The organism is Pseudomonas sp. 18.1.10 (assembly GCF_024655625.1).
Lineage (GTDB): Bacteria > Pseudomonadota > Gammaproteobacteria > Pseudomonadales > Pseudomonadaceae > Aquipseudomonas.
Genome location: NZ_JANLGL010000025.1, coordinates 1 through 17,326, shown reverse-complemented (window position 1 = coordinate 17,326; position 17,326 = coordinate 1). Strand labels below are relative to the sequence as shown.

The 17,326-nt window shown below is 58.9% G+C and carries 11 protein-coding genes; 8 read left to right on the top strand and 3 right to left on the bottom strand.

Going from position 1 to position 17,326, the window contains the following annotated elements; all coding sequences use genetic code 11:
- Positions 1-232: 232 nt before the first annotated feature.
- The 4 genes from NUV89_RS06905 to NUV89_RS06890 are packed head-to-tail and all read left to right on the top strand — an operon-like array spanning position 233 to position 4,896.
- Positions 233-1,399, top strand: coding sequence for an SAVED domain-containing protein (locus NUV89_RS06905; protein ID WP_032856642.1), 1,167 nt, complete (start codon positions 233-235; stop codon positions 1,397-1,399).
- On the top strand, positions 1,399-2,649 hold the full coding sequence (locus NUV89_RS06900) for a nucleotidyltransferase (protein ID WP_019334920.1): 1,251 nt from the start codon (positions 1,399-1,401) through the stop codon (positions 2,647-2,649). Before NUV89_RS06905 ends, NUV89_RS06900 begins: the two co-directional genes overlap by 1 nt.
- Positions 2,633-4,417: a ThiF family adenylyltransferase gene (locus NUV89_RS06895; protein ID WP_032856643.1), complete on the top strand. Its 1,785-nt coding sequence runs from the start codon at positions 2,633-2,635 to the stop codon at positions 4,415-4,417. Before NUV89_RS06900 ends, NUV89_RS06895 begins: the two co-directional genes overlap by 17 nt.
- Positions 4,414-4,896, top strand: coding sequence for a Mov34/MPN/PAD-1 family protein (locus NUV89_RS06890; RefSeq protein ID WP_019334922.1), 483 nt, complete (start codon positions 4,414-4,416; stop codon positions 4,894-4,896). The genes NUV89_RS06895 and NUV89_RS06890 overlap by 4 nt, the downstream gene beginning before the upstream one ends.
- A 28-nt stretch (positions 4,897-4,924) precedes the next feature.
- On the opposite strand, the gene NUV89_RS06885 is transcribed toward NUV89_RS06890, so the two are convergent.
- Positions 4,925-5,473, bottom strand: coding sequence for a 3'-5' exonuclease (locus NUV89_RS06885; RefSeq protein WP_032856644.1), 549 nt, complete (start codon positions 5,471-5,473; stop codon positions 4,925-4,927).
- Between the two features lie 227 nt (positions 5,474-5,700).
- Here NUV89_RS06885 and NUV89_RS06880 point away from each other — a divergent pair, with 227 nt between their 5' ends.
- The 4 genes from NUV89_RS06880 (at position 5,701) to NUV89_RS06865 (ending at position 9,069) form a co-directional block, all read left to right on the top strand.
- Positions 5,701-6,339, top strand: a complete 639-nt coding sequence (locus tag NUV89_RS06880) for an antitoxin Xre/MbcA/ParS toxin-binding domain-containing protein (protein ID WP_224793261.1) — start codon at positions 5,701-5,703, stop codon at positions 6,337-6,339.
- A 321-nt stretch (positions 6,340-6,660) separates the two neighbouring features.
- Positions 6,661-7,101: a hypothetical protein gene (locus NUV89_RS06875; protein ID WP_150793904.1), complete on the top strand. Its 441-nt coding sequence runs from the start codon at positions 6,661-6,663 to the stop codon at positions 7,099-7,101.
- Between the two features lie 269 nt (positions 7,102-7,370).
- On the top strand, positions 7,371-7,736 hold the full coding sequence (locus NUV89_RS06870) for a hypothetical protein (RefSeq protein WP_257780737.1): 366 nt from the start codon (positions 7,371-7,373) through the stop codon (positions 7,734-7,736).
- A 130-nt stretch (positions 7,737-7,866) separates the two neighbouring features.
- Positions 7,867-9,069 (top strand): Fic family protein, encoded by a 1,203-nt coding sequence (locus NUV89_RS06865; protein WP_257780736.1) that lies wholly within the window; start codon positions 7,867-7,869, stop codon positions 9,067-9,069.
- Between the two features lie 34 nt (positions 9,070-9,103).
- On the opposite strand, the gene pbpC is transcribed toward NUV89_RS06865, so the two are convergent.
- Together pbpC and NUV89_RS06855 are read right to left on the bottom strand one after the other, a co-directional pair.
- Positions 9,104-11,404, bottom strand: a complete 2,301-nt coding sequence (gene pbpC, locus NUV89_RS06860) for a penicillin-binding protein 1C (protein ID WP_257780735.1) — start codon at positions 11,402-11,404, stop codon at positions 9,104-9,106.
- Positions 11,385-17,183 (bottom strand): alpha-2-macroglobulin, encoded by a 5,799-nt coding sequence (locus tag NUV89_RS06855; protein WP_257780734.1) that lies wholly within the window; start codon positions 17,181-17,183, stop codon positions 11,385-11,387. The genes pbpC and NUV89_RS06855 overlap by 20 nt, the downstream gene beginning before the upstream one ends.
- Between the last annotated feature and the right edge of the window lie 143 nt (positions 17,184-17,326).

The window sequence follows — 17,326 nt, the reverse complement described above, 5'->3', positions numbered from 1 at the left end:
GTTTTCATCAGTCTTACATGCGCTGTGGTCAGTGCCATTACCCACCAGCACTTGCCAGAAAACGAACGCCGCCACCACCGCCTTTCGATGAGCCAAAAAAGCATCCTGCTAAAAGGCGACTCAGCATTCGTCACCCTCAGATCTCTCTTGAAATCGGGACGAATGACCCTAATATGATCTTATCTTGCCATCATCGTTTTCAATCATGGATGTTTTTCGGGGGTCGGTCGAAATGGCAGAAAAAGAAGACGCTAAGCCCGCGAGCGGGCGCTTTAACACGAATGATGAGACGAAGCGGATCGTATGGACACAGACCGCTGGTCATTGTGAACTGTGCGGTACGGATCTAACGTTCGACTATCGTGCCGGCAAGCCAATGAAATGGGGCGAAGTGGCGCATATCTTACCCGCCAGTCCCAAGGGGCCTCGGGGACGCGCGGATCATGATGCTGAGGCGCACACTAACGATACTGCTAACCTGATGCTCCTGTGCCCAGGCTGTCATGACAAAATTGATCGTGACGCAGATGGCTACCCTGAAAATGATCTGAGCGGTTTGCACCAAGCGTACCTTGAACGCATCCGACTCGCCGCAACGACCCCCGATGGTGGCAGAGCCATTCCTCTCATCGTCCAGAGTCAGCACTTTCAGACGATCAACGATATCCCCGTTCGCGATCTGTTGGCTGCGATGTCCGCCGAGGGATTAACCGCCTTCGATCAAGGCATCAAAATCGCCTTCGCTGCGCCCGGACCACGTGGCAGGGACACTACCTATTGGCAGAACGTCAAAGACAGCGTCCAGTATGAGCTGGAGCAGCAACTCAAACGTCGCGGCGGCACTTATGGCGATTCGCCCGCGCTAGCAGTAGTCGGCTTGGCCGACATTCCGGCCTTGATGATGTTGGGCCAGAGTATCGGCGACCGTTCCAAACGCTTGATCTTCTCTTTTCATCGCGAGCATCTTTTGCGCTGGCCCGATCAGTCTGCTGAGCCGCCTAGTTTTCTGTTTACGCCTCCACCCAACGGCGATGGCCCACTGGCGTTGGTGCTCTCCATTTCTGCGCAAGTTCCAGTACGCGACGTGACCGACGCTCTACCCGGTGCACGTATTGCAGAGCTGTCGATCCCAGAACCAAGCTACGCGATGGTACAGAACCGTCGGGTGATTCATGCTTTTCGCGACGCACTTCAAATACGACTGAGCCAGCTTGAGGCTCTGACTCCTGACCCCATCCACGTCTTCGCCGCCATTCCTGCGGCATTGGCCATCGAGTTTGGCGCGTTGCTCACAACACAGCATCAACATACATACCTGATCTTCGATCGGGACAAAGAAAACCAAGATCGGTTTACGCAAACACTGCAATTGGGTCCCGTGGCCCAGGAGGCTATGTAATGCTTTTGAGCAACGAACAGACCAAGCGCAGCAGTTGGGAATATTTTCTGCTTCGCGCCGCGAGGGAGATCTCGCTGTCGGAAGCGCAGTACGAAAAAATCAATGACCGCTACTCCCAACTGGAAAAAATCCTCTCGGCTTCCGACAATCCGTTGCTCGCTGAGGCTCATATTTTCGTTCAGGGCTCAATGCGGCTGAAAACGACCATTAAGCCAATTCCCGGGGCGCCTGCGGATCTGGACACCATTGATGCGGACGCGATTATCTGGCTCCCTCACGCTCAAGGCGCTGGTGCGAAGGAAGTTCTAGAGGCGATTGAGCAGCGTTTTAGGGAAGGCTCCCGCGTTCAGGAAGAAGTTAAGCAACTACGTCGTGGTATTCGAATCGTTTATGCAGACGAAAATCCAGGTTTCCACATCGATGTCACACCTGCCCGGGCGATCAACGGAAATGGCGAAGCAAACGGCGAGGGTAAGCTTGAGGTTCCGGATCGAGTCACAGGATGGAAAGCGAGCAGCCCTATTCCTTACTCGAATTGGTTGCAGGTCGCTTCCGCCCAGGAAATCTCTCTGGAAAGCTTAGTGGTTGCCAAAAGCCAGCGGATGCTTGATGCCGCGACCCAAGATCCTTTGCCGCATTATCAGGATTACATCGATCAAGATCCCCTGCGTGCGACCATTAAGCTGCTCAAGCGGCATCGCGATGAATGGGCCATCAAGACAAGGAGCGCTGATACTCGCCCAATATCTGCGGTCATCACCACTCTAGCCACGCACGCATACCTGGATGTCGTAAAGGAGTCGCAGTCGAAGCCTCTGGCACCGCTCGATGCAATTTTGGAAATCGTTCGCAGAATGCCGCAGCACATCGCGCATAGAGGTAGCGACTGCTATGTCTGCAACCCTGCCGATAACGGCGAAAACTTTGCAGAGAAGTGGAATCGACCGGGCGAGGGGCAAGGCTACCGTCAGGCATTCGCCAAGTGGCATGCGGACGCCAGTGCATCTGTGTCATTAGGTTTGGAAAGTTTTGAATCCAATGACTCCTTTGCCGAGGCAGTGAAAAAGAACTTCGGTATTGCGCCGGCGTTCATCACGGCAGTGAACAATGAAATCCCTGCGAATTGGACGATGCCCGGTCGACCGGATGGCACTACTCGAAACTCTGCTTCGATGGGTTCGCTCTTCGGAGGGGCCAGCGGTGGCGGAACCTCTCAGTCGAGCGTAAAGCCAGTTGGACGCCTTGGCTGATCCTATTAAGACACCATTGCAGCGCGGAATCGCCGCACTGCGTAACACCCTAGGTCAGGATGCTGCCGATGCATTGCTCCAGCCCGCACCCATGCGGGCTGACGAAGCGGCGTGCTTTCACTTCCCCTTGCCCACCGATTACACGGGGCAGGAGCGGCGACTGCGTATAGGTTTCCCCTCCAACTTTCCCCGCGGGCTCTTGCGGCTGAACGTCGAACCCTCTCCATGGCTGGTTTGGCCGCATGCCACTAAGTCGGGGCTTTGCCTTCATGGCTTTCAGGAACGCCCCATCATGGGCTCCCCGGAGGTCGTGGTAGAGGACAGCCTTGCTCGCTTGGCCCAGATCGTTTCGTTGTCCAAGATGGGATCAAACCAGGCAACACGCGATATCGAATTTCAGAATGAGATCACTACCTACTGGTCGTTTCAGCACGGGCAGTCATTCCAGAACCTCTTACTGTTGGATCGACCTCAGGCTGCCTCGCAGTTGTTTGCGCTCAGCGATCCGCGCCGAGCTGTGCCATCCGGTCAGGAAACGGTTTGGTTAGCATCGAATGTAGCTGCACTCAAAGGGCATTACCGACGGGTCGTCGGGCGCTCTGCTGTCATTCGTGCGGCCGAAACTCCCGGTTTTTACGTCAAGCTTCAGACTTATCCGGATATCCGCACCCCGGATCCAGAAGATTTATTGCTGTGGCTAAAGCCACACCTTCAACCAGACGATGCCGAGCAATTGCTGGCATGGTTTGAGCTGCATGGAACGTTGGCGAGTCGATGGATTGTTCTGGAGCTTCCAGGAGGCGCAGATGCTCCAACATATTGTCTCAATGTGCGTTCGCTCGGTGTACAGCAGGAGCGGGGGGCAAAGTTTGGCTTGCGTACAGCTCGCCGGCGGCCAGCTATCGCAAATGCTCATCCTCCGGCGCTCGTCCGAGCAACTGCCCTGGATGTGCTTGATCGAGCGTCTATCCTGTCCCGCGATATAAGCGGCACTGCACAGCACCTTGAAAATGCTCGAGTCGTTTGTGTTGGCGTTGGCTCATTAGGCAGTACGGTGGCAATACAATTGGCACGATCCGGTGTCGGCCACCTTACCCTCATCGATCCTGACACTTTGGTGTCAGCCAATCTGGGGAGGCACGTTCTGGGAGCGGATAGCCTAGGGAGGCTGAAAGCCTCAGCGTTGAGGGACAAGATTCTGTTAGATCTTCCGACGACAGAATGCACCGCTTATTCGACTTTTGCCGAAGTAGTGATGAGTAGCAAACCAGAAGTGTTCGATAACGCAGATCTGGTGGTGATCACGACAGCAGACTGGCAGTCGGAGGTCACTGTATGGCGAACCAAATCCAGCGGCGCTCCTTGGGGGCTTTTACAAGCCTGGAGCGAACCGTATACCCAGGTCGGCCATGCTCTATTCGCACCAGGCGGCACCTTTGATGGCCGTCAGTTGTTCACGGACGTCGGCGATTTTTTGCATAGATTTACAGAGTGGCCGGGAGGCGGTGTTGTTCCACTGCCCGCGTGTGGCGAGAGCTTTATCCCAGGCGGCTCGCTGGGAATGACCAATATCGCCTCTATGGTGTCGCACACGGCCTTACGCGCATTGACCGGCAAGATCGCCACTGCATCTTGGGTCAGCAGCATTTATAGGCCTGAAGATGTGCTGAGCCTAGGAGGCCAATACCATGGGCCCAAACTGCCAGAGGGGACGCAGCAAATCCTACTCGAACGCGGATGGCCGGAAGATAAGGACGAAATGGTATGACGGATATCGCATGGCGCTGGCGATGGCCGGAGGTGGACTCCGAGCTATTGGTGTCCCAGGCGGTCGCGGACATCTTGGATAGTCATCGGCAGGGCCTTTTTGGCGTGGAGCGAGGTGGACAGTTATTCGTCAACCCTGTTGATCCGAAAGGTTTGCTGCTGGCCTTGGCCACGTTGCCTCATCGCGCCGATCGGTCAGGCTGGTCTTGGCTAGAGTTGGATGCGGCGCGGTGCCGTCAGGAGATCCAGGCTGCCAACGAACAAGGGTTACGCCTGGTGGGCTATTGGCATACGCATCCCCAATCCGTTCCGGTGATCTCTCCGGCAGACATCGGTAGTTTCTCCAAATTTGCTGCACGTTACACGCAGGATCTGCCGCACCCAATAGCCATTATTGTCGGCAAGTCCGAAAAACCAGAAGGTATCAAGGCGTGGTCGTTCAGGGACGGCAGATATGTTGAGGCAACCTGGGTCAGATGAACTTCAAGTCAGTGCGGTGGAAGGCAGGTCAGCGTTTATAGTTACCCGCTAGCATTAGGGCGAAGAGCTCTGCCTGAAAGCGGGCATCATCCAATGCGTTATGGTTCGGTTCGCTGAGTGGCTTCAGCGCAGCGGTCATTTTGGATGATTTTGTTTCCTTCCAGCTGCAACCTACAGCGCCCATAAAGTAGGCCTTCATGTCGATAGCGGTAAAACCAAAGGGGTTGGTTTCCAGGTATTTGTGGAAGTAGTAATTGACGAATGACCAGTCAAACGGTGCATTGAGTCCTACGAAAATGACCTTTTGCCCCGTTTGGCAGGACGATCTCAGCCACTGATCAAATGTCAGCATCGCCTGTTGCGGAGCGAGACCCTCGCGCTCCAGCTTCTCCAGACTCAGCCCCGATACTGCCAGCGCTTCGGGGTCGTGTTTCGGACTGTCAGGCCGTAGTTCAAGATATATGGACGTTTCAGGTTGGGCTACAAGACAAGCTCCAATGGAAAGCAGACTGTAATCGCCTGGTATAGGCCCAGAAGTCTCGACGTCGACGGAAACATAAAGCTCATTAGGGTGCATGTCATATCCTTTCGTGTAGTTAACTGATCACGCTCAGGCTCTTAGCCATGTGAAGGTGGAAAGGCAGGTATATCCATTGCCCCATTTTTTGCTGTTTCACTCGCTATCCGGCGTTCGAGCAGCGGCAGTGCCTGTCTACCAGCGGATTGCGCGTTCCTTTGGTCAGCTCTGGGCCCAACCATGATGATGTGTGTCATTCTCTGATGGCGGATGAGGGCCGGACGATCATGAGTGAAACTGAGCGTTGGATAGTAAAATCCCAGAAAACTGAGGACGGAACTGGCGACATCATCATTGATCTGCCTCAAGAGTTGCTTGACCAAATGAGGTTAGGTGTTGGGGACGACTTGGAGCTAACGGTATTGAATGGCACATTAGTCCTGACGCCCGTCCGCAACGCAACATCAGTGCGGCCCATGTTTGCTGGCGTCCTGCGTCAGGATGCCAGTCATGCTTACCGCATGCGTCTGGAGACGCTTCTTCATATTTCTGTCAATGCTTCGGATCTGGACATTCACGACATGATAGTAGCTGGCTTCTCGGCCAGCCTGATCAAAATGCTTTGTGATGATGGAACCCTCAGCGACGAAGAACGCGACAGAATCATTCAACCCAAAACGCTCAAAACAAAACTGTCAGCCAATCAGCTTTTAACGTCGCATGAGAGCGATCGCCTGTTCCGTTTTGCACATATTACCGCTATGGCCGAGGTGGTCTTCGGTGACAAAGGGAAGGCCAAACATTGGCTTTCCAAACCCAAAGCCCGTTTTTTAGGAGAAAGCCCATTGGCGATGGTCACTACAACCTTTGGCACACATCTAGTCGAAGAAATGCTGATTCAAGTGTCTGAGGGCATGTCATTTTGATTCAGTCGCAGCCAAACGGACTCTACCGCTCCTTGAGTAACATGGATTTCATGCACCAATACCGGCGTCGCATAGCCGAATACGGCATGCACGGGCATCCATGAAGCACTAGGTTTCACCCGCATCGGCACCTACCGCTAGGTAGGGTTCACGCACGGCAATGGTATAGCTGTGTACTGGCGCAAACCACTTTATCCGGTGACAACTCGATAGAAATCATCCCGTTCAGTGAGATGAAGGGAGAAGACGGAACAGCCATGAGATCACCCTGCTGCTATCCGTCGGCATCGGAACCTGGTGATCCGCTGGGAGCTAAGCTGAATGATGCTTCTCGTTCGAATCGGTTTTTTGGATCGGCAGGAGGTACAAATGAATTTGGCAGATTATGTTTCAGTGCTTTCTGCAGGCGAGAAAATAGACGGATGCCAACTCGCCCCCTCAGATGCAGTGGCTTTCGCCAGTCTGCATTTTCCTTCCCGTGCCTATTGTCTTGTTGCTGATTGGGCAATATTGGATCTCGACATTACAACACGTCAGCGAAAAGCCATTACGGATAGACAGCTAATTCCTGCTCTCGTTTACGCTTTGACCGTTATCCAAGACAGTAAAGGCCGCTTCCCGCCTGGTGATTGGGTCCGATCAACGCTGGGTGTTTCCTTCACCAATGACTGCTTATTTCGAACAAAAAACACAGTGTATGTGCTGATGGGGACCGGTCGAAGGTTGCGCACGGATTTAGACATCGCACTGAGCCTGTGTTGAAAAAAGACTATTTCCGCACAGGTGATTGACCGGTCGCGCTCACATGGTGTTTCGGCATAAATGATTGCTCTCGCTGTTGTGTCAAACTATGTTGTTACCAATCGAGCCCCGTATTTGAAGTGCGACCCGTCTGTGTCAGTCTATGTTGCTGTTGTGTGGCCCCCGGATCATCCTACAGGCCCCGATTTACGAGAGGGGCTGTGTCAAACTATGTTGTTGGTAACCACGCCGGGTCTCCAGAACCCTCACGACGAATGGATTCGACATCGATGCCCACCTCTTTTTCCCCAATCGGCGAGCGTTTGCACAATCGCCGGTTTGCGGTCGCCAACAACAGCCAAGGGCTCTCCGGCGCTGGTACGGTGTTCCATTATCAAGTCGAAGGCGACGCCATCTCCAGCACCTACCAAGGTGGGCGGATTCGCACCGGCCGGCAGGTTGGGCGAGTAACCGGCGCGGACACTGTCGAGCTGCTCTTTCAATGCCTGACCACGGAAGGGGAGTTGCTGGCGGGTTGGTCGCGGGGCACGGTGGGTGTTGATGATGCCGGGCGTACCACGCTGGCGTTTGTGTGGGGTTGGTTGTCGGGTGCGACCGGAGGCGGCGAGTCCAATTATGTAGAGCTTTCGGTGTAGCGAAAAAGATCGGAAACAAAATCGGAAAATAGGTTAACAAAAGTTTGTATAGATAAGCCGATTCATCCAGCTACTATTGGTCCTTGACGGAAAAATAGATCCGAAAATAAATCGGAAAAAGGTGAGGTAAATGGCGCAGCTATTTATATCTGGAAACCACTGGCTGGAACCTGTTTGGCCCTCTCCGGGTTTCCCTGCGTCTATTTTACGTACGGCAGAAACACTGTCCTTTCGCGCCGGCAAGCTCACTGGCTTGCTCCACGAAAATACCGCTGCCCGCATCGGCGGCTTGATGCGAATCACCAATAGCTATTACAGCAACCTGATTGAAGGCCAATTCACCGAACCTGTCACATTGTCGGCGCGACTACCCAAGCGCGATGCCAAGGCGTTGCGGGAGCTGGCTGAAAGTCATATCGGTGTTCAGGCGTTGCTAGAGCGGGCACTACGTCGACCTAAAACCGCAGAGGTTCCTTGGAGCCTCTTCTTCGAGCCCGAATTCATATCTGTCATTCATCGTCGTCTTTTTGCGGATGCGAGCGATGACGACCTGCGACTAAGCGATGGCCGACTGCTTATACCGGGCCAATTGCGTGATACCGCACAACGCAATGTGTTGGTCGGTGACCACGCCGCGCCAGCATGGGAGTCTGTCACTCCGATGCTCACACGCCTTCAACACGTATACGGCGGGCAGCCAGACCTGACCTCACGCGTTCTCGGTGCCCTTGCTTATCACCATCGCCTAGCGTTTGTTCACCCGTTCGAAGATGGCAACGGGCGAGTTGTGCGTATGGTTACGCACTTGCAGCTCATGCGCCTGGGACTTGCGTCCCCCTTATGGTCACTTTCTCGAGGGCTGGCGCGAAAGCAGGACGAGTACTACGCACGTTTGCGATCTGCCGATCAGCCTCGGCGAGGAGACTTGGACGGTCGCGGCCAGTTGACGCAAAGCGGGTTGTTCGAATTTGTAGAGTTCATGCTGCAGGTCTGTATTGATCAGATGGAGTACGTAGAGCAAGCGATGGACCTGGTTAGCCTGCGCCAGCGACTTGAGCGAGTAATCGGTCTTGAGCGTCGCTTCGTCGAAGCTGGTGTAAAACAGGAAATGGCCAAGGCCATTCACATATTGCTGACTCAAGGCGAAGTTGCTCGTGCGGACTTTAAAACGTTTTCCGGCCTCCATGACCGAGTGGCGAGCGAGCAGCTTAGAAAACTGATCGAGATGGGGGTGGTTGAAGCACCGTCCGCTAAGTCTCGCTCGGTCTTTCCCGGTCTACCGGTCTGGTTTGCGCAGATGGTATTTCCAGATCTGCATCGGCGCTTTCACTGACGGTAGAAGTACATACACAGGTTTGTACGCCCGATCACGGCACAAACTCCACCCGCAACCCCCGCCCCGCACTGCGTCCCTGGTCATCCGTAACCCGCAACCGATACTCCCCCGATTTGCCCGGCCGCCAGTTCAGCGTGGCTTGCGGCGGCCCCTGGCCGATCAGCGTTTGGTCGGCAAACCAGTACAGCGTCGCCGCATCGCTGGCCGCGTTGGCATTCAGCGGGATGCTTTCCTGGGGTTGGGACAGTCGCAACTGATAACTCACCTGGGTCAACGGCGAACGGATTTGCGGCGCTTCGCTTTGGTCGCCGATGCGGTTGTGCTGGCAGTTTTTCATCACGTTGGGCGGCGTGCGTCGGGGCAGGCCGGCGGCGCGGTACAGGCGCTGCACGTCGCTGGGCCAGAACTCGAAGACTTCTTCACGGGTGTGCTGCGCCTCGAACGGCGGGCAGGCGGCTTTGCCGGTGCGTGTGTCGATCAGCACCGGGCGGTGCAGGTTGGACACGCGAATCGGTGAGACACCGGGGATGTACCAGGTCTTGCGGGTTTGCGGGCACCAGCGGTTGGGCAATTCGCCGGACGCCGCGCAGACCTCGATGCGCACCAGCCCGGGCGACGCCTTGTCGGGTTTTATCACCACGTTGGGCAAGGCCAGGGGCAGGGCGTCGGCGATGCGGAAGAACAGCGGCGCGGCGGTCTTGGCGCCGATAAACGCCGGGTTCGGCCGGCCGTCGAAGTTGCCCACCCACACCACCAGCACGTAAGGGCCCACCAGCCCGGCGCTCCAGGCATCGTGGAAACCCCACGATGTGCCGGTCTTCCACGCCGTGCGCCAATGGCGGCCGGGCAAGCCGTCCGGGCGCGGGTTGCGGCGCAGCATGTCGCGCACCATGAACGCGGCTTGCGGTGTGAGCAACTGTGCCCCGGTGGATGGCGGCTGCTCCCGCAAATAGCGCAATGGCCGCAGATGCCCATCACCGGCCAGCATCACATACAGGCGCGCCAGCTCTTCCGGGGTCATCTCGCCGCCGCCGAGGGCCAGGGCCAGGCCGTAATGGCTTTCATCGCGCAGGCCCTTGATGCCGGCGCGTTGCAGCAACCCATACAAGGACGGCGATTTCACCTGGCTGGCCAGCCACACCGCCGGGATATTGCGACTACGGATCAAGGCATCGCGCGCCGTCAGCGGGCCGACAAAACTGCCGTCGAAATTTTCCGGCTGGAAGTAGCCGAAGTTACTGGGCAAATCCTTGAGGATGCTCATGGGGTGGATCACCCCCTGGTCCAGCGCCAGCCCATACAGGAAGGGCTTGAGCGTGGAGCCCGGCGAGCGTCGCGACAGCACGCCATTGACCTGGCCGTGAATGCCTGTGGATAAGTAGTCCGCCGAACCCACCAGCGCCTTGACGCTCTGATCGCGGCTGTCGATCAGGATCGCCGTGGCGTTCTCCACCCCGGTGCTGCGCCGTTCGGCGATAAAGCCTGTAATCAGCCGTTCGAGCAATTGCTGCAAGGGTAGGTTGAGTGTGCTGTTCAGCTCATTGCCGGGCTGGGACGCCAGCAACTGTTCGCTCAAATGTGGCGCCAGAAACGGGATCTGCTGGCGGTTGCGCGCCTCCAGGGGCAGCTCCAGCAAACTGTCGTTACGCGGGTCTTGTGGATAAGCCGCGCGCCAGTCGGCCATCAAGCGCAGCCGCGCGTTTTGCAGCGACGGCCCGAAGCGCGCACGCCGGCCCGGCTGCTGTGGAATCACCGCCAGCGCCAGCGCTTCGGACAACGACAACTGCGCCGCTGCCTTGGCAAAGTAGATGCGGCTGGCGGCCTCGGCGCCTTCGATATTGCCACCCATGGGCGCCAGGTTCAGGTAGGCCTCAAGGATGTCGTGCTTGCTGTAGCGCGCTTCCAGCCACAACGCCAAGGCCATCTGCTGCAACTTGCCCGGCACCTGCCGTGTGTTCAGATCCCACAGGCGCCGCGCCAACTGCATGCTCAAGGTCGAGCCGCCCTGGCGCTGGCCACCGCTGTAGGTGGCCATGGCCGCGCGCAGCAATGCCGGGGGATTGATCCCCGGATGCCAGTAGAAATTGCGGTCTTCCTTGAGCAGCAACGCCTCAACCAACGACGGCGAAATCCGCTCCAGCGGTAGCCATAAGCGGTATTGCCCGTCATCCGCCAAGGTCATGCGCAGCAGTGAGCCGTCGTCGGCCAGCACCACTCGCGATGAGGTCGCCGCTTGTTCCAGCGGGGCATGGGGCCACAGCCGCACCCCCACCAGGACCACCGCTGCTGCGAACAGCGGCAGTGTCAGGCGTTTAAGGCTTGGTAATTTCAAGCTCGCCTACTTTGCCGCGCCCTTGCAGGGTGGTTTCGTACATGCCTTCGGCGTAGGCCGGTGGCGTGTTGAACGTGCCGGCGTTGGTGGCGCGTACGCGGTACACGAATGTGCCTACATCGCGCAGCGCAGTGCCGTACAACACCACTCGATCATCGCGTACGTCCACATAGTCCGGCTGCCAGTTGCTCAGCTCGGTTTCGCCGATGGGCGCTTGCCAGGCCGGTTCTTCCTGGCTGTCTTCTTCGACGTATTCGGACTCTTCACCGTCCTCGGAACTGGCGGCTTCCGGCTCCGGTGGCAAGTTATACACAGGCTCGACGCCACCCGGCAGCAGATCGACCACGGCCACTTGCTGCACTTGGTCACGGTCGGTGGCCCGCAGGCGCAAGCGCACCAGGAACTCATCGCCCACCGCGACTTTGCTCACCGGCTCGCCCTTGAGGTCGAGGTACTCGTGGATGATTTCCAGGCCATTGCTGATCGGCTTGAGCTTGGCGCCCTTGTCGAAACCGGCCTCGCTGAGCATGTAGAAGGCGGCTGGGCCGTCGGTTTTTTCCATGACCAGTTTTTGCGTGGTTCCCGGCACCGCAGCACGCGGCGGCTGGCCGGCCATCTCCAGCAATTGCTGTTGTTTGTCACCCAACCAGGCGGTGGCCTTCAGGGTCATGTCGCTTTGCGCGCGCTGGCCATAGGTGTCCAGGGCCCGCAGCAACAGCGCCGCCGACAGCGAGTTGTAGCGCTGCTCGTTGAGACGCTTGCCGAGTTTATCCAGCAGCGCCACGGGCACATCATCGAGCAACTCGGGGAAGTGCCGCGCCAGCAGGTGCAGGTGTTCGGCATCGTGCACCAGCGGGTCGTAATACAGGCCGTCGCTGGCCCACTTATCCACAAGGGCACGCCACGGAACCTTGCGGAACAGCGCATCGGCCTGGCGATCCTGCTTGAGCAACTTGTAGCTGGCGGCCAGGTAAGCGGCGCCCAGGTCGTTCTGCCAGCTGTCCTTGAAGTAGCTCTCGTAGCGCTCGCGGATATCGCTCAAGGCACCGCTCACCAGAATCCCCTGACGGCTCAGCAGGTAACTGGCGTAGGCGCGATTGCGCAATTCCGACAGACCTTCACTCGGACCGTTGGCCAGGTCTGTCAGATACGCGTTCGAGCGCACCAGCAGGTCTTCCGGCACCGGCAACCCGCGCTCCTTGGCTTCGATCAGGAAGTCGGTGGCGTACAGGCTGGCGTACGGTGCCACGTCCGGGTTGGCCGCCCACAGACCAAAGCCACCGGCTTGGTTCTGGCGTTGACGCAACATGCGCACGGCACTGTTGAAGGCTTGCTCGGCTTGCGGCGCGTTGCCACCCCAAATCAATGCGGGCATGGCCTTGGACACCAATTGCTCGGTGCAGGCGTAGCCGTAGTCATCCAGGTAATGCTTCAGGCCGTTGGCCCACACCAGCGGCGAGGCCGCCACGCCCACTTGCACGTCGCGCAGTTGGCTGAACAGCTCGCGGGTCGGTTTCAACTCTTTGCTGGCGCTGTCGAAGCGGCCCAGGCTCAAGGCTACGCGGTGCTCGCTCAGCGGGCGGATCGACGTGGTCTCGGCCACCTGGATGCGCTTGCCATCCGGCAACACCGCGACAAAGCGCAGGTCCGCCGAACCGAGGGTGTCGCCCACCTTGATCTTGAACTCGGCGGTGCCTTCCTTGCGCGGTTGCAGGGCCAGGGTGCTGCCCTTGTCGCCCTGCACCTTGAGGCCGTCGCTGGTCTGCACTTCAAACTTCACGTCCGCCGCCGCATCGAGGTTGCTGAACACTCCGGCGCTGACGTTGAACACATCTCCCGGCGCGACAAAGGCCGGCACGTTTGGCGTGATCACAATCGGCCCGCGCACGTCGGTCGTGGCTTCGCTGACGCCCACGCTGTCGCTGTCCACCGCCACCGCAAACAGATGCAGCTTGCCGTTGAAGCTGTCCGGCACCTGGTAATGCAGCACGGTTTCACCGGCCGGCAAGTCCACCAAACCGGACCACCACGCCACGGGTGGCTGATGTTTACGCTTGAACGGGTTCAGGTGATTGGCCAGGGCGCCTTCCGTATCGCCTCCGGGCGCTGCCCCACTGAGCAGGCGGCTGAATTCCGGCAGGATCAGGTCAAGGATCTGACTGGTGCCGACCTCCAGCGCACGCTTCTGGAAGAAGAAGCCCAGCGGGTCCGGCGTCTGGTAGCGCGCCACTTGCAGGATGCCTTCGTCCACCGCGTACACCACCGCGCGGCCTGGACGGTCGGCGTTGACCTTGATGTCGAGCCGTTGCCCCGGCTCGATCTTCGCCGGGCCTTCGACCTTCAGCGCCATGCGCCGCGCATCCAGGTTGATGCTGAACGGCACCACGCCGTAGGACAGTGGGCTCATGTACACCTCGGCCGAGCCCATGTCCCGCACAAACTGCACGTTGACGTAGGCATTGCCTTCAAGCCCCGCAGGCACGCGGATATGTTGCACGCTGTTGGTGCTGTCGGCCTTGAACCACTGCTGGGTGTAGACCTTGTCGCGCTCGATGGTAATCAAGCCGGCACCGGTGTAGGGCGCACGGATGCTGATGGCAATCTCGTCACCGCTGGCGTAGCTGCGTTTATCCAGGCGCAGTTGCAGCTCGGCGTTGCGCTCCAGGGAGCGCGAGGTGTTGCCACGCCCGGCCACGCTGTAATCGATCTGGTTGAGCAGGTTGCCGTTGGCGTCTTTCAGTTGCAGGGTGAAATCCCCCGGCGTGCCTGTATTCAGGGCCTGCTTGGCGCCTTCTTTCGTCATCACCAGCGGTGAGGCCGGCTGGCTGATGTTCTTGATGCGCGACTCGTACTTGTAGGTGCCGTTGGACTGTTTCACCAGCACCGACACGTAGCGGTGTTCGACCACTTCGCTGGTCAGGCCGTCCACCGCCACCGGCGTCAGGTCTGGCGCGACGGCCAGCCATTGCACCTGGCGCGGCGCATCCTTGGCGACGTACGACAGCGAGTCCTGACTTTTCACACCAACCAGGTAAGGTGCGGACGACACCAGCAACGCACTTTGCGCCGCCACATTGCGACCGCCCTCGGCTTCGAACACTTGCGTCATCACCTGCAAGCGATAGGTGCTGTTGGCGAAGCGTTGCAGGTTGAGGTCAAGCACGGCCTGGCCGTTGTCATCCACGCTGGTTTCGGCCAGGTCTTCGGTAGTGGCGTCTTCCAAGCCATCGTTGAGGCGGAAGCGGTAGTCGGGGTAGCGCTCGAAAGCCGCGAGCGTCGGGCTCAAGGACATTTTTGCAGTCACTCGACGGCCCGCGGCCGGGGCGCCGAACAGGTGCATCGCGGTGACTTTGGCCACCACTTGGTCGGGTGGAATCCAACCCAGCACCGGCGTGTCGTGCAGGCTCAGGCCGACCTTCATGCGGTCCGGTTCGAAGTCGCGGACCTTGAAGCTCACGCTGCCCAGGTCGGTGCGGGTCTGCTTCTGGCCGATCAACTGCAAGGTCGCGGTGTAGTCCCCGGCGGGGGCGACTTCGCTGCTGGGGAAATCGAAGGTCTCAAAACCGCTGGCAGACAGCTTCAGCGGCTGGCGGATCACTTCCAGGCCGCGCGGGTCGGTGATTTGCAGCTCCACCGGCAGGCCTTGCAGGGCGCCTTGCCAGTTGCCGCTGCGCACGATCATGCCCAGGTGCGCGGTTTCGCCCGGGCGGTACAGGCCGCGATCGCTAAACAGGTAGGCGCTGAGGCGATCAGTCGCGCCGTCCTCTTCCAGACCGCCTACATCGAAGCGCGACAAATCCAGCTGCTGGGACTGACGGGCAATCGGCAGGAAGGATTGATCGTTGCCGCGAGTGACGACATACATCAGCGGCGTTTTCTCACGGCGCAGTTCATCCAGCTTGGCGAAATGCGCGTGGCCTTCGGCGTCGGTGCGCCCGCTGCTGACCGGCAAGCCGTTGCGGCCAATGATGTCGACTTGCGCATCGGATACTGGGGAGCCGTTGCCGATGGACTGCACATACACATCATGGCTGCCGTCGCTGGAGCGCTTGGCGATGATGCCCAGGTCCGTCACCACGATAAATCGCAGGTCGCTGGTGCTGCTGCGCTCGTACTCGAAGGTGCGTTCGACCGGCTCATCCTGTGGGCTGAGCTTGAGCACGAAGATGCCGCGCCGGCCGCCGTTGGCGGTGAGGTAGTGGCCGAGGTCGACGTTGTCGTACACGGTCTTCGCAGGGTCATTGGACGACAGTGGAATGTCCAGCGACTGACGCTCCACCATGCGGTCGAAGTACTCGTTGCCGAAATTCGGCCGGGCAAAGCTGCCGCTGCTCTGGTCCACCAGGTGTTGCAACTGGTTGGGCAGCAGGCGGGCGATTTCCACATGTGCGCCAGGCACGCCACGGGCCATGAAACCCAGGCGTTTTTCGCCATTGAGGCTGAGCAATGCGCCGTCAGACAGGAACTGCAATGTGCGCGGATACGCCGGCATGCTGATGAGCGACGCCGTAGGATTCTTCGCCAGATAGCCGCCGATGGCTTCCAGGTTGGCCGGCACACGCACATAGACAGCCCGACCGGCTGGCGCCTTGAACTTGAAGGCGTGCAGGGTGTTCAGCGGTTCGACGCTGGGCACGTGGGTCAGGTTGACCTTGCTGCTGCGGGCGAGCAGGGCGTCGTCGATGTCGTTGCTGGTGTAGGGGCGCGTGTCGTCTTCGGCTTTTTCCGGCAGCAGCCAGGCCTGCACCTTACCGGCGATGGTGTCATCGGCTACGGCGCTGGAGCTGCTGAACATCAGCACCGGCTCCGGTTCGCCGCGTTCGTTATCGACAAAGCTCACGTCGGCGCCGGTAAAGGTCAGGCGATAACGCCCGGGCACGGTGACTTCGGCCACCAGCGGCGCCGTGCTGGCGTTGCCGCCGTCGCGGGCCTTGAGGCCTTCGTCGAGCTTGGCGCTGACCGGGGTGCTTTCCAGCGGGGTGGCCAGGGCGGCGGAGCGCACGTAGGCGTTGAGTTTTTTCTCGTCGAAGGTGATTTCCGGGCGGTTGGGCAACTGGGCGTCGCGGTAGGCCAGGCCTTTACCGAGGGTCACGGTCACGCGTTTGCGTAGGCTGTCTTCATCCACCGGGTGGGAAAAATGGAAGGTTGCCACCAGCTGTTTCAGCGTCGGGTTAGACGGGTCCTGATACAGCTCGTTTTGCGCCAGTGTGGCGCGGAACGGCTGGGTGGAGAACTGGGCACTGTATTGGTCGAGCAATACGCCGTCGGCCAACAGGTTTTTCTTCGCCAGGTCCAGGGTGTAACCGGCGTCGATGGGCCAGTCTTTCTCCGGCACGAACAGCAATGTGCGGTCATCGGACCAGCGCCACGTGCCCGCCACGCTCGGTTTGAGGGTGATGCCTGCGCTCACCGGCTTGCCAATCGCCGCCAGCGGAGCCACGGACTCGGCGAAACGCACCTGCAGGTTATCCACAACCGGCGTCTGTTGGGTGTAGTCGGTGAGGTTGGGCTTGTGCAGCGAATAACTCACGGTATGCGGCTTGGGCAGATGGGAGTACCACTGCCAGCCATAGAACCCGGCAGCAGCCAGCAGCACCAGGCCCAACACGCCGGCCCCGGCCTGGCGCGGATAAGCGCGCGCCTTGTGGCCGAGCGCCAGCACGCCATCGCCGATGGCACGCAGCCAGAACGGCGGCTGCCATTGGCCGAACAGGGCACCCACCACCGTCGCTAATGCACCGAATAAACGGCGGCAGATCGTTTTGAACGAGTCGAACATGGTGAGCATCCCTGGCTAAGTGCGGCGTATCTTACAGCGTCTTTGATACAAAAGATGACGTGGAGGCGCCAGGTCATTTGTGGGAGCGGGCTTGCTCGCGAAGGCAATGTGTCAGCCAACCTATTAAGTGGCCGACACACCGC